Annotated in this window: 12 protein-coding genes; 2 read left to right on the plus strand and 10 right to left on the minus strand. The window is 39.9% G+C overall.

Features of this window, described 5'->3' with window-relative positions:
- The 7 genes from kdpC to EG365_RS00965 form a co-directional block, all read right to left on the minus strand.
- On the minus strand, positions 1-606 hold the full coding sequence (kdpC, locus tag EG365_RS00935; protein WP_000860563.1) for a potassium-transporting ATPase subunit KdpC: 606 nt from the start codon (positions 604-606) through the stop codon (positions 1-3).
- Positions 607-619: 13 nt separating this feature from the next.
- Positions 620-2,659, minus strand: a complete 2,040-nt coding sequence (kdpB, locus tag EG365_RS00940) for a potassium-transporting ATPase subunit KdpB (protein ID WP_014462729.1) — start codon at positions 2,657-2,659, stop codon at positions 620-622.
- An 8-nt stretch (positions 2,660-2,667) separates the two neighbouring features.
- Positions 2,668-4,377 (minus strand): potassium-transporting ATPase subunit KdpA, encoded by a 1,710-nt coding sequence (gene kdpA / locus EG365_RS00945; protein ID WP_000891197.1) that lies wholly within the window; start codon positions 4,375-4,377, stop codon positions 2,668-2,670.
- Between the two features lie 258 nt (positions 4,378-4,635).
- On the minus strand, positions 4,636-5,073 hold the full coding sequence (locus tag EG365_RS00950) for a 2-amino-4-hydroxy-6-hydroxymethyldihydropteridine diphosphokinase (protein WP_000993387.1): 438 nt from the start codon (positions 5,071-5,073) through the stop codon (positions 4,636-4,638).
- Positions 5,030-5,410: a dihydroneopterin aldolase gene (gene folB, locus EG365_RS00955; RefSeq protein WP_000338780.1), complete on the minus strand. Its 381-nt coding sequence runs from the start codon at positions 5,408-5,410 to the stop codon at positions 5,030-5,032. Before folB ends, EG365_RS00950 begins: the two co-directional genes overlap by 44 nt.
- A gap of 15 nt (positions 5,411-5,425) precedes the next feature.
- Positions 5,426-6,724 (minus strand): ABC1 kinase family protein, encoded by a 1,299-nt coding sequence (locus EG365_RS00960; RefSeq protein ID WP_000739369.1) that lies wholly within the window; start codon positions 6,722-6,724, stop codon positions 5,426-5,428.
- Positions 6,725-6,782: 58 nt separating this feature from the next.
- Positions 6,783-7,559, minus strand: coding sequence for a HesA/MoeB/ThiF family protein (locus EG365_RS00965; protein ID WP_000137905.1), 777 nt, complete (start codon positions 7,557-7,559; stop codon positions 6,783-6,785).
- Between the two features lie 169 nt (positions 7,560-7,728).
- Between EG365_RS00965 and EG365_RS00970 the strand changes: the two genes are divergently transcribed.
- Positions 7,729-8,307 carry a flavin reductase family protein gene (locus EG365_RS00970; protein WP_000083685.1) on the plus strand — a complete coding sequence of 193 codons (579 nt, stop codon included), beginning with the start codon at positions 7,729-7,731 and terminating at the stop codon, positions 8,305-8,307.
- A gap of 44 nt (positions 8,308-8,351) precedes the next feature.
- Here the strand turns inward: EG365_RS00970 and EG365_RS00975 are convergent, their stop codons facing one another.
- The 3 genes from EG365_RS00975 to EG365_RS00985 all read right to left on the minus strand — a co-directional run bounded on the left by EG365_RS00975 (position 8,352) and on the right by EG365_RS00985 (position 12,141).
- Positions 8,352-9,995 carry an AMP-binding protein gene (locus EG365_RS00975; protein WP_000853316.1) on the minus strand — a complete coding sequence of 548 codons (1,644 nt, stop codon included), beginning with the start codon at positions 9,993-9,995 and terminating at the stop codon, positions 8,352-8,354.
- 220 nt (positions 9,996-10,215) lie between these two features.
- A complete protein-coding gene (locus tag EG365_RS00980; RefSeq protein ID WP_000602467.1) occupies positions 10,216-11,352 on the minus strand; it encodes an acyl-CoA dehydrogenase family protein in 1,137 nt (378 codons plus the stop codon).
- A gap of 18 nt (positions 11,353-11,370) precedes the next feature.
- Positions 11,371-12,141, minus strand: a complete 771-nt coding sequence (locus tag EG365_RS00985) for a 3-hydroxyacyl-CoA dehydrogenase (RefSeq protein ID WP_000701540.1) — start codon at positions 12,139-12,141, stop codon at positions 11,371-11,373.
- Between the two features lie 166 nt (positions 12,142-12,307).
- Here EG365_RS00985 and EG365_RS00990 point away from each other — a divergent pair, with 166 nt between their 5' ends.
- Positions 12,308-13,336: an AraC family transcriptional regulator gene (locus tag EG365_RS00990; RefSeq protein WP_000226533.1), complete on the plus strand. Its 1,029-nt coding sequence runs from the start codon at positions 12,308-12,310 to the stop codon at positions 13,334-13,336.
- Positions 13,337-13,532 lie beyond the last annotated feature (196 nt).

Below are 13,532 nucleotides of genomic sequence, written 5' to 3' on the forward strand. Positions count from 1 at the left end.
TTAATGTGTAGATTGTAATTGATCTAAAGCAATATTGAGCTGTAATACATTAACACGGGCTTGCCCCAATACATCAAACTGCTTCGGTTCAACATACTTTTGCAAAAGCTCTTCCACAATCTTAGGGTCTAAATGACGCGCTTGGGCCACTCGAGCAACCTGTAACTGAGCAGATTCAGGACTAATATGCGGATCAATACCACTACCAGATTTAGTCACTAAATCACTTGGAATAGGGTTATTACCTGTGTGGTCTTGTTTTTTCACCGCAAGAATCTGAGCATCAATTTGTTGCTGTAGTTCAGGATTAGTACGCGCTAAGTTTGTACCTGCCATCGCCATCGGGTCATAAGCAACTGCTGAAGGACGTGGATGAAAATAAGCCTCTCCAACAAATGGCTGAGCAACTAATTTTGACCCTAAAACTTTATGATCTATTTCAATCAAACTACCATTCGCTTGATTATTAAATAACACCTGTCCCGCACCTGTAGCAATCGCACTATAAACAGCACCACAGCCGACAAGGGTAAAAATTAGAAGTCCGAAAGATGCTCTTAAGGTCTGACCCAAATTTGCTTCTGAATTTTGTGCATAAGTTTTCATTTCAAACTCCAGATTACAAACCAAATAATTGAACAATCACTACATCAATCGCTTTGATGGCAATAAATGGTAGAACCACACCACCCACTCCATAAATCAACATATTTCGACGTAGTAACTGAGTTGCAGTTGAAGGTTTAAATTTGACGCCTCGGAGTGCGATTGGAATTAATAGCGGGATAATAATCGCGTTAAAAATTAATGCAGATAAAATCGCGCTGTTTGGACTTGCTAAGTGCATCACATTCAATACTTGCATTTGTGGAATCGCAGCAGCGAACAATGCAGGCAAGATGGCAAAGTATTTAGAGACGTCGTTTGCTAACGAAAATGTTGTTAAAGCACCACGGGTAATCAGCTGTTGTTTCCCAATCTCGACCACAGCAAGTAATTTGGTTGGATCTGAGTCTAAATCAACCATGTTGCCGGCTTCTTTTGCAGCTTGTGTACCCGAGTTCATGGCTAGACCAATATCAGCTTGTGCTAATGCCGGCGCATCGTTGGTTCCGTCACCGACCATTGCAACTAAACGACCTCGTTGTTGTTCGGTGCGAATACAAGCCAATTTGTCTTCTGGTTTTGCTTCGGCAATATAGTCATCTACCCCTGCTTCAGCAGCAATCGCGGCCGCAGTTAATGGGTTATCACCTGTAACCATGACAGTTTTAATACCCATTTCTCTTAAACGGGCAAAACGTTCTTTAATGCCGTGTTTAATTACATCTGAAAGCTCAATCACACCCAATACATGATGTTGATTTGCGACAACCAATGGTGTTGCACCTTTTTTAGCAACTTGTTCAACACGTGCTTTTAACTCTAAATCTTGAGAATAATCTTCATCTACAAACTTTAAGATCGCATCTAAAGCACCTTTACGAATTTGCTCACCATTCGGTAAATTCACACCAGAAATTCGAGTCGAAGCACTAAAAGAGATAAATTCGGCTTGCTCAGGTTCTTGCTGTTTTAAACCTTGCTCTTTTGCTAACTTAACAATCGACTTCCCTTCTGGTGTTGGGTCAGCAAGTGAACTTACCCAAGCAGCAGCTCTCAACTCAGACTCGGTTACCGAAGTTAAAGGATAAAAAGAGGTCGCTTGACGGTCACCATAAGTAATGGTTCCTGTTTTATCGAGTAAAAGCACATCAATGTCACCCGCGACTTCTACCGCTTTACCTGATTTCGCCAAAACATTGGCTTTGAGGGCACGGTTCATCCCTGCAATACCAATCGCAGGTAACAAGCCACCAATGGTTGTAGGAATCAGGCAGACCAATAATGCCACGAGCACAACTGAATCAAGTTCAATATGCAAATACTTGGCAATAAATGGCAAGCTAATCACGACAATTAAAAACGTGATTGTCATCACCATTAACAAAAAGCCAAGCGCAATCTCATTCGGAGTTTTTTGGCGATTTGAACCTTCAACCAAAGCAATCATACGGTCTAAGAAACTTTGACCAGATTCAGCAGTCACTTGCACAACAATACGATCTGTAAGTACTTTGGTTCCGCCAATAACACCTGAACGGTCTGTTCCAGCTTCACGTAGCACAGGTGCTGACTCACCTGTAACAGCCGATTCATTAATAGTTGCAAAGCCTTCTACAATCTCACCGTCGGCTGGAACAAGCTCACCTGCATGTACTTCAATAAAATCATTTAAATGAAGTTCAGTCGCTGCAACTTGAGTCGCTTGACGGTCTGTCAAAGAGTTGAGTCTTCGAGCCGTTAAATTTTCTCTTGCTGCACGTAATGAAGATGCCTGTCCACGACCTCTGGCCTCTGCAACAGCTTCGGCATAGTTAGCAAATAAAATGGTAATAAACAGAATTGCTGTAACCACTAAACCAAATATCAGCGTGGTGTAACCTAAGATTGTACTAATGCCTGTAACCACTGTTCCAAGCCATACAATTGCCATCACAGGGTTTTTAATTGCATGCTGTGGTAGCAGTTTCACAAATGCATTTTTCCAAACTTCAAAATTTGGCACTGCCATGGTTTGTTTATGGCTATTTACATGAGTTTGTGTATTCATTTTCACTCGCCTCCTTAGCCTTTAACCAACAAAAGTTGATCGGCAATAGGCCCAAGGACAAGAACTGGCATAAATTGTAATAAGGTAAGCAACACAACTATCGTAATCAGCGTTAAGGCAAAGGTTGGTGTTTCAACCTGAAGACTACCTGATGTTTCGGGTGCTTTTCTTTTTGCTGCTAAACGTGTGGCAATCATTAATGGCAAAATTAAGGTCGGAAAACGTCCTAACAGTAGAGCGATACTACAAGTGACATTCCACCATACAGTGTTGTCTCCAAGACCTTCAAAACCTGAACCGTTATTAGCAAACGCAGAAACATATTCATAGAACACTTGGCTAATACCGTGTGGTCCTGGATTACTAATTCCAGATATGCTTGGAATGCTGAGGCTTAATGCAGTAAACGCAAGAATGACTAAAGGTTGAATCAAGATAATAATCGCGAGCAACTTAATTTCTGCCGCTTCAATCTTGCGTCCAAACAATTCAGGGGTACGACCTGTCATTAAACCTGCAATAAATACTGCGAGTAACAGATAAATCATAAACTGTTGCAGACCACAGCCCACACCACCCCAAATAGCATTAATCAGCATGTTAATGAGTTCGACTAAACCGGTAAGCGGCGCAGAAGAATCATGCATCATATTGACCGAACCGTTATTCACCTGCGTAGTGATCGCTGCCCAAACTGCTGATGCGGCTGGTCCAAAACGTTGTTCTTTACCTTCCATTACGGCAAGTTGAGATGCTGTCGATGACATACTCTCAGACCAGACAGCCGCCGCACCTGAAATAATCGATATGAAAAGCATGCTACCAAACACAAAGTAAGCAAACTTTTTACGCTGGGTAAAATGCCCAACCATAAAAATCACGGTAAGTGGAATAAGTAATATCGCAATCATTTCTAATAAATTAGAAAGTGGTGTCGGATTTTCTAAAGGCACACTACTATTTGGACCATACCAACCACCACCATTACTCCCCAATTGCTTAATCGCTACCATTGGTGCAACTGGTCCTAAAGGAATTTTTTGGGTTTGAACTGTATTGGCTTTATCAATCAGCTGTACTTCTGGTCCCCCTCGGAAAGTCGCTGGTACGCCTTGGCTATTGAGCAATAAAGACCAGACAAAACAGAGCGGAAGTAAGAATCGGACTGTAGGGCGAATTACATCTGCCCAATAGTTCCCAATTAAAATTTGGTCTGGCTGCTCGGCAACATCGGCTGCAATATGGCTTGGGCGCTGATAAAAGAAAGCTCTTAAGGTCGCGACAACTAAAGCCAGCCCCATCATTGGAGTAATGACTTGCAAACCTACAATACCTGTCATTTGCGACAAATAAGATAATTGAGCTTGTCCAGAATAATGCTGTTGATTGGTATTAGTTAAAAATGAAATAACCGTGTGTAATGCTAAATCCCAACTCATATTTGGTGCATGATTTGGATTTAATGGTAGCCATGCTTGTGTCATAAAAATAGCAAAAACGGCCACAGCTAGAAAAACACAGCTCACAACAAATGCTAGAGAATATTGTTTCCAATTCATTTGTTGTTGTGGAGATATACCTAACAAGCGATAAACAGGATTTTCAATCCAACGAAATAATCCATCTCCAACCATCGGCTGATTTGTCATCACTTTGGATAGATATTTAGCGAGGCACCATGCTAAAAAAATAGCAATAAATAAAACAAGGATAAGTTCTAACATGGCTATTCTCCTCTATACCCCTTGGCTTGATTTGCCAAATTGGAAATAAGGAGAGATGAAGAGATATCATTTGTTTTTAGTCGGCATAAGACAATGCCAGACTGATGCAAGATGCGCATTTGAGAATTTATAAGCATCTTTATTGTCCTGAAATAACACTAATTTAGTGAATTTCAGTATCGATAAAATGCCCGTAAATTCTCTATTGAAGAAGTCAAAACCCGCGTAAAGTTTGCGTAAAATTTAGTTTGAAAGGCATTAAACTTTAAAATTAACGACTGGATAAAGTGTGCTATCAGCCTTTAAGGTTTCACAATCCCAAAGTTCATATAAAGGAATTTTTACATCGAGTGCTAACGGCAATTTTTTAGAATTAAATTGCATATGGTCCAGATCACTTCCCCATGCAATCAAATCTACATCTAAAGAAATATGATGTGATGGTCGAACACGCCCAGAATCTGACTCAAGTTTCTTTAAAAAAGATTCAATTTGTTCAGATGATAAGGTGCTTTTTAATAGACACGCTGAGTTCCAGTAATCATCTCCAATACCATCTCGGCATGGAATTTGATAAACAGATGAAAACTGCACTTTCCCCAAAGTTGCTAATTGCGTATAAGCAAAAGTAAAGTGTTGTGCTGCGTCTAAATTACTCGCTAGAGCGAGCGCAAAAATTATTTCTGGTGCGTTCAAGACGAATTCCTACAGCATTTGCTTCTGCAATGATGGCTGGCTTACGGATGGTTATGGTAATTTTTTCAATTGTTGGAAAGGTTTCAAACAGACATTGCAGAACGAGATGTGCTGCATGCTCAATTAATTCAGGCTTGGCTTTCTGAATGGTTTGAGCCGATAACTCACAAATCTGGGCATAGTTGAGTGTGTCCTCAAGCTTGTCAGACGCTGCAGCTCGGCTCAAATCATTATGGATGGTTAAATCCAACATTAAAGGTTGAATGATTTGTCTTTCCCAGTTGAAACAGCCAATCACTGTCTCAACCTTCAAGCCTTCAATAATAATGGCATCCATAAATTTAAACTGACCTTAGTGCTTTAACAACGAAGCAGGTTCCATATTTTGAACCATTTTCAAACGTTGGTCTGCATAAATATCAGTATAAGGTGCGAGTACGCGCATAAAACGATCGAAATAAAGCATTTGCTTAAATAATAAGGCAAAATCTCGAGGGAATTTAATACCATGACGCTCACCAACAGCCACCATATCCATCATGATGTCGTTTAAATCGGCTGGATTAGAAGCCAAAATCTGCTGTGGATCAGCCATTAACACACCATTAAATAAACGCTCTAGATCTTGTGCTAAAACCTGAACGTCAATTTTATTATGGGTCATACCCATTTTGAGCATGTTTTCAGCCATTGCCTGATAATCAGTTTTTTGTAAAGCATCCATAAATGCAATGCATGCTGTCCAAACTTCCGGTTTTAACTGCCCTACAATACCGAAATCAATAAAACCAATTCGGCCATCTTCAAGCAGCATTAGATTTCCAGCATGTAAGTCCGCATGGAAGCTCTTACATAACATTAAGCTACCAAACCATGTGTTCATGGCAGTAATGAGTACTTGCGATGGATCTTTAGCATATTGTTTAACCACGCTAAAGTCTGTCAAAGGGACCCCATATAAACGCTGCATGGTCAAAACACGGCGCGTAGAAAACTGATGATAAACTTTAGGTGCAGTAGCAGCTTGATTTTGGGAAATATTTAAATATTCCACAAAGTCATCTAAATTTTGTGCTTCTTCAATGAAATCGACTTCACGCACCATACGGGTTTTAATTTCATCAACAATTTCAGAAAGAGCGGCAAATTTAATTTTAGGTACCGCACGTTCAAGTAATTTAGCAGCCCAATGCACCACATTTAGGTCAGTGTACAAAATGGTTTCAACGCCCGGTTTTTGTACTTTAATAACGACATCTTCACCAGTAGTTAGTTTAGCCGCATGAACCTGAGCAATTGAGGCAGAAGCTAGTGGTGTTTCATCGATATAACTAAAAATCTGGCTTAAATCACGCCCTTCAAACTCAGACGCAAGTACACCTTGAATATAGCTAAAAGGTAAAGTTGGGGTCTGGTCTAAACAGCCTTGGAATTCTTCTACATACTCACGTGGGAATAGCGATGGGGTACTCGCGATAAACTGACCAAGTTTAATATATGTTGAACCAAGCGACTCAAAAGTCTCACGCATGAGTTTGGCATTACTTGGCTTATCAGTTGCATACTTAATACCGGCTTTAGCCGCAACTACTGCGGTTTCACCGATGCGGGCAACGGAGCGCAATCCATCAAATAAAATATTTTTTTTCATATTTCTTTAAAACCAGAATATTCAAATCAAGTGTAGCAAATTTTGGTTTATTTGCTGATTAGCTTGCCTGACAAAGTGGACAATTTATGTCTTTATCAAAACTAACAATGCGTTGCGTCATATTTAACCCATCCCAAAGTAACAGTTTTTGTTTTAGCGGCGTTCTGTTTAGTCCTAAATACAATAAAGTGTGATGTGCTTGTAATGACGCAATCATTACAGGTGTAGTCGCAAGCACACCAGATTCCGCACATCGCAGCCCTTCATTGGCATGTTGTTCTTTCGGGAACAAACATTCATAACAAGCTGAATCACCTTCAACCATAAACATTTGCGCCTGAAAACCAATTGCAGAAGCGCTAATTAATGCGACCTGATGCTTTTTACAAGCTGCATTCACTAAATAACGCGTTGTAAAGTTATCACAGCCATCTAAAACGACGTCTTGATGTTCAACTAGTTTATCAATGTTATGTCCGTCTAAACGTTCATTAAAGTATTCAACACAGATATAAGGGTTAATTTTCTGTAACCGTTTAGCTAAAACTTCAGCTTTATAACGTCCAATATCTTCATGACCAAATGCGATTTGTCGTTGTAAATTACTTATCTCAATGGTATCTGCATCAATGAGGGTAATTTTCCCGACTCCTGCTCGTGCAAGTAGTTCCGCGCTACTACAGCCTATTCCGCCAGCACCGACAATCAATACATTGGCCAGTTTAAGTTTTTCCTGAGCTTCAATATCCCATCCATCAAGTAAAATCTGACGGCTATAGAGATGCATTTCTTCATCACTTAACTCTACAAAATCGATATCTTGAAGCTCGGTCACACGTTAATCCTTTCACTTAGAAGCCAAGTGATTTTATGACTAAGTTCGTCATTAGGAAAGCTATAAAATGGAAACAACTTTTTTATTCAGTTAATACCCTATCACATTACTTCTCTCACACTTTCTGCAACAATAAAGCTATCTGTTTTCTGTATTACTTAGGCTAAATATGTCCCAATCATATATTGCACCTGTAGAGTTAGAAAAAGCTTATCGTTTGTTAAATCATGGTCCAACTGTACTAGTCTCTGCTCAGCATGGTGATGACCGTAACGTGATGGCTGCCGCATGGGCATGTGCCTTAGAGTTTAAACCTGCCAAAGTGACGGTCGTTTTAGATAAAAGTACTAAAACCCGACAGCTGGTTGAGCAAAGTGGTTATTTCACACTACAAGTTCCTTGCTATGCACAGCTCAATATGACCAAGCAACTTGGTACCATTAGCAAATTAGATGACCCACAAAAACTTGAACACTGCGGGGTTGAGCTGTTTTATCAAAAAGATCTGACCAGTCCGCTTGTATCAGGTTGTATCGCATGGCTGGTATGTAAACTTATTCCTGAACCACATAATCAGTCAGCTCATGACCTATTTATTGGTTCTGTTGTAGGTGCATGGGCAGATAGCCGCGTTTTTAGAGATGGGCATTGGCATTTTCAACATGTACCAAAAGAACTTCGTAGCCTGCACTATATTGCTGGTGGCACATTTTATTTAATTGGCGAGGAAGTGAAAGCCGATCTTTAATATAAAGAATAAAGGGAAATTCTAAATATTTCCCTTTGTTCAAATTAGCTTGCGTAGGCTTGCTGCATTTTTGCAATTTCTTGCTGCTTCAACAGTCCTCTTTGAATTTTTCCGCTCGTGGTTTTCGGTAGACTGTCCACAAACTCAATCTCTTTTGGATAAGCATGACGAGATAAACGGTTACGAACATATTGCTGTAACTTATCTTTTAATGTTTCACACGCTTGATAAGCAGGCTTAAGTACCACAAAAGCTTTGACTATTTCGGTTCGTTCCGGATCTGGCTTACCAATTACTGCTGACTCTAATACCGCCTCACACTCTAACAAAGTACTTTCAACATCAAATGGTCCAACTCTATAGCCCGAAGTTGTAATGACATTGTCAGCACGTCCCACAAAATCAATGCCCCCATGTTCGTTTAAAGTGACCGTGTCACCAGTTAAATAATATTTGCCAACAAAGGCTTTGCGATTATTGCCACCATAACCTTTAAACCACATCAATGGAGATTGCTCCGAGTCCATTGCCAAAATACCAACACCACCAGTTGGCAATTCTTGATAATTTTGGTCTAACACCGCAAAACGATGTCCAGGAATTGCAAAACCAGCTGAACCTACTTTTAATGGATGCTCAAGAGCATGATGATTTGCAATCACCATCCCTAGCTCAGTTTGGCCATATTGATCAAAAATATTGACCTCTAAATCCTGCTTAAACCAGTTCACAACCTCAGGAGTTAATGGCTCACCTGCACTGCTCACTACGCGTAAATGTTGTTTAATTGAAGGGTCAAATTTTTCCTTAAATCCAAAGAACATGCGAAATGCTGTAGGCGATCCTGTTAAATTACTTACTTTATATTTTTTAATTAATTCTATTGCCTGATCTACATTAAATGAACGCTCATCCATAATAATGCCATGACCCAAGCTTAAAGGCCCGGTAATGCCATAATACAAACCATATGCCCAGCCCGGATCTGCCAGATTCCAGAACATATCCTCTTCACGCAAATCAACGGCATGGGTCATATAACCTTTAAATGCTAAAATTGCTTTTAGTGGAACAGGTACAGACTTCGCAAGTCCAGTTGTGCCTGAGGTAAACATCATTAAAAAGTCATCATCAAAGCTACGATTTACTGGCTCACATTGCTCAGAATATCGTTGTAAAGATTGCCAAAAATCAAAGTCATGCTCAGATAAAAGACCTGTTTGATGAACAGTTACAATAACCGGAACATTCAAGGTATTCAGTTTAGGGCGCTGTTCATCATTGGTCACAATCAATTTAGTTTGAGCAGTCGTAATTCGGTGATCAATCGATTTTGCTTCAAAGGCAGTAAATAAAGGCTGATAAATAGCACCTATACGCCACGTTGCCAAAATTGTAATTAATAACTCAGGCGTTCTTGGTAGAAGTCCTGCAATACAATCTCCAGCTTGAATTCCTTGTGCTTTAAAGAAGTTAGCAAGTTTTCCAGAAAGTTCAGCAAGTTGTTCGAACGTATAGTGCTCTGCCTGTCCGTTTTTCCCTTCCCAGATAAGCGCTGTTTTATATTTTCCTACATAACGCTCACAGCACTCAACATAAGCATTTATTGCTTGGGGATGCCCAACAAGTTGCTCTTCGATGAGCCTTGTAAGATCAAATTGCTGATAAGCTTCTGCCAAAGTTTTCATGATGCTCACCTTCATTCCGTTTGATGATTGATTTTGTGTAAGGCCACAAAATCTGTCCTGACTGTTATTGTTTTAGCTAAAGCTCGAAGAAAATTTCTTCAACTTTTCCATCTATTTCAAACAAAACTAATAGCAAAAATGCATCATTTCAATTGCAAGAAACCGCACATGGTATGCGGCTTCTTGCAGTTTTAAGTTTAAAACCTCAATACTTTATGATCTAAACTTGAGCCACTTCACGAGCAATCACCAAGCGCTGAATATCAGAAGCACCTTCATAAATCTGGCTTACACGAACATCACGATAAATTCTCTCAACAGGGAAATCACTGACGTATCCATAACCGCCATGAATCTGGATTGCATCCGAACATACTCGCTCAGCCATAGTTGATGCAAAGAGTTTCGCCATTGAGGCCTCTTTTAAACAAGGTAGTCCCGCATCTTTTAAAGTTGCAGCATGCAATACTAGCTGATGCGCCGCTTCAATCTGAGTTGCCATATCGGCTAAGCGAAAACCAACCGCCTGATGCTGAACCAGCTCTACACCGAAGGCTTTACGCTCGTTTGCATATTGCACGGCTGCATCAAAAGCCGCTCTTGCCATACCAACAGACTGAGCGGCAATACCAATACGTCCAGCCGCTAAATTAGATAACGCAATTTTATAACCCTCACCCTCTTGCCCTACCAAATTTTCTAAAGGAATTCGGCAGTCCTCTAACGTAATGGTTGCGGTGTCCGAAGCATGTTGACCCATTTTGTCTTCAATACGAGTCACCAAGTAGCCTTGTGTATTCGTGGGTACAAGAAAACACGAAATCCCTTTTTTGCCAGCTTGTTTATCTGTAACCGCAAATACCAAAGCCACTTGAGCATTTTTACCACTGGTAATAAATTGCTTTACGCCATTGAGAACCCAATGGTCGCCATCTCGCTCGGCTTTACATAAAATCGCGCTCGCATCGGAACCGACATGTGGCTCAGTTAAACAAAAGCATCCTAGCCATTCGCCAGAGGCAAATTTTGGCAAATAGGTTTGTTTTTGCTGCTCTGAACCGTATGCCAGTGTAATACCGCAAATCAAAGAGTTTTGTACGCTTACGATTGTCGAAATAGCACCATCGCCTGCGGCAATTTCCTCAATTGCGAGTACCAAAGATACATAATCCATTCCGGCACCGCCCCATTCATCGGGCACAGTCATCCCCATAGCGCCTAGGGCGCCTAAGTCTTTTAATTCCTGAGCCGGAAATTCATGGGTCTTATCGCGATGTGCAGCAGTTGGTTTTAACTGATTTTGCGCATAATTACGCATCATCTCCTGAACCATACTTTGTTCAGCATTTAGAATCATTTCAACATCCTTATTTTATTATTTTGCTGCCATGCGAATTGCACCATCTAGACGGATGACTTCACCATTTAAGTAAGAGTTTTCAGCAATATGGGCAACCAAACGAGCAAACTCTTCTGGTTTTCCTAAACGAGATGGGTACGGCACCATTTGCCCCAAAGCATCTTGTACATTTTGTGGCATACCCTTAAGCATTGGAGTTTCCATAATTCCCGGTGCAATGGTCATAATACGAATGGCATGTCGCGCTAGCTCACGAGCAATCGGCAAAGTCATCGCCACAATAGCGCCTTTTGATGCAGAATAAGCTGCCTGTCCAATTTGACCGTCAAATGCCGCAACAGAAGCAGTGTTCACAATGACACCACGGTCCTCTTCACCTTCTTCAACCGTGTTTTTACTCATTGCATCTGCTGCAAAACGCAGCATGTTAAATGTACCTGTGACATTAATATTTAAAGTTTTTGCAAATAACCCCAAATCATGAACGCCCTCACGGCCAACTACTTTTGCAGAAGGGCCAATACCGGCACAATTAACCAAACCATGCAAATGACCATGTTTAACCAACACATCTTTAAAGAACTGTTCAGCAGCTGCTTCATCGGTTACATCAAGTTTTACAAAGTCAGCTTTTGATCCTAGTTGTTTCGCCTGCTGCTCACCTGCTTCTACATTCATGTCTACTAATGTGACTGAGGCACCCTGCTTTACCAAATACTCAGCAGTTGCAGCCCCTAAGCCAGAGCCACCACCTGTAATCACAAAATGTTTTCCTTGAATTTTCATTATGTAACGTCCTATAGAAATGTTCTTTAAGCTTAGTAGTGAGAGTAAAAGTTGTTTTTTTCCGATACAATTTCAAAAAACCTCAAAATGCTTGCAGCTTTTGATCAATCCAAATTTTGAACATGAAATATTTCACTTGAAATACGTAAAAAAATGAGTCTTTGACATGGTTGCCCAATCTTCTTTAAGTAAAGGAACAATTTCGATTGCACTGGTAAATGAAGCATTAAGTGTGGCTTATGCCAAAGGGCTAAATACTCAAATTATTTTGAATAAAGCTGGCATTCCTGCTGAATTACTTATGACACCTAAAGCGCGTGTTCCGGTAGCAACGTATGCACAATTATGGATAGAACTTGCCAATGCCATGGATGACGAGTTTTTTGGCATGGATAGTCACCCTATGCGCCGTGGTAGTTATAAATTACTTACAAAACTCGTCAGTACGGCTGAAACTTTAGAAAAAGCACTCTACGATATTTTGAAGTTTTTTAATTTTGTGCTTGACGATATACGAGGAGAACTCATTCGAGAACAAGAAAAAGCTTATTTGGTGATTCATGATCAAGAACAACCCAAACGTATGTTTACCTACGCAACCTTTTTAATGTTGGTACATGGGCTTATGTGTTGGTTAGTTGATCAAAGAATTAGTTTAAACAGTATTGCGGTACGTTGTCCAAAACCGAACGATATTCAAGATTATTTGGTACGCTTTTGTGAAGATATAGACTTTAATGCCGAGATAAATCAGATTGAATTTGATGCGCACTATTTAGATATAAAAGTTAAAAAAGATAAAAAAGCGCTTTACGATTTTTTAGAGCAAACTCCACAAAATCTTTTAGTTCGCTTTAAAAATGAAAATGCATTAAGTGTTGTTATTCGGCGTCATTTATTGAAACTTCACCCAGCCGAATGGCCTGAACTCAAAGATGTCGCACAGCAGCTCAATATTTCAGAAGCTACCGTTCAACGCCGACTTAAACATGAAGGAGTGAGTTATCAACAAATTAAAAATGAAATTCGCTGTGATATTGCAATTGAACGTTTAAGCAAAAGCAATGATTCAATACAAGATATTAGTGAAGACTTAAATTTCCATGACCCGAGTGCATTTCACCGTGCTTTTAAAAAATGGACAGGTGTTAGCCCCGGCGCTTATCGAGATAACTTAACTACATTCAAGCAATAACATATACATCGAATGAAGTTTAAGGCATTAGGGCTTAAGCTTATGATATTTATGTCTTTTAAATTCAATATTTCAGATAAATGCATTATTTAAAAAATTAATAATTACTATAAAAACAGAGATTTACAATTTTATCCAAACTTTTATCTTTCAAACTGATTTACAAATCAAAATAACTAAGTTTGTAAGCCTCTAA

It is taken from the genome of Acinetobacter sp. FDAARGOS_494 (assembly GCF_003812225.1).
In the GTDB taxonomy this organism is placed as follows: Bacteria; Pseudomonadota; Gammaproteobacteria; order Pseudomonadales; family Moraxellaceae; genus Acinetobacter; species Acinetobacter baumannii.

What these genes read in the sequence shown, in the direction of transcription:
- EG365_RS00960 (WP_000739369.1), bottom strand. Translation starts at nt 6,724, where the DNA reads ATGAAAAAAAATATTTTATTTGATGGATTGCGCTCCGTTGCCCGCATC.
- kdpC (WP_000860563.1), bottom strand. Translation starts at nt 606, where the DNA reads ATGAAAACTTATGCACAAAATTCAGAAGCAAATTTGGGTCAGACCTTA.
- EG365_RS00980 (WP_000602467.1), bottom strand. Translation starts at nt 11,352, where the DNA reads ATGATTCTAAATGCTGAACAAAGTATGGTTCAGGAGATGATGCGTAAT.
- EG365_RS00990 (WP_000226533.1), top strand. Translation starts at nt 12,308, where the DNA reads ATGGTTGCCCAATCTTCTTTAAGTAAAGGAACAATTTCGATTGCACTG.
- EG365_RS00975 (WP_000853316.1), bottom strand. Translation starts at nt 9,995, where the DNA reads ATGAAAACTTTGGCAGAAGCTTATCAGCAATTTGATCTTACAAGGCTC.
- folB (WP_000338780.1), bottom strand. Translation starts at nt 5,410, where the DNA reads ATGGATGCCATTATTATTGAAGGCTTGAAGGTTGAGACAGTGATTGGC.
- EG365_RS00970 (WP_000083685.1), top strand. Translation starts at nt 7,729, where the DNA reads ATGTCCCAATCATATATTGCACCTGTAGAGTTAGAAAAAGCTTATCGT.
- kdpA (WP_000891197.1), bottom strand. Translation starts at nt 4,377, where the DNA reads ATGTTAGAACTTATCCTTGTTTTATTTATTGCTATTTTTTTAGCATGG.
- EG365_RS00985 (WP_000701540.1), bottom strand. Translation starts at nt 12,141, where the DNA reads ATGAAAATTCAAGGAAAACATTTTGTGATTACAGGTGGTGGCTCTGGC.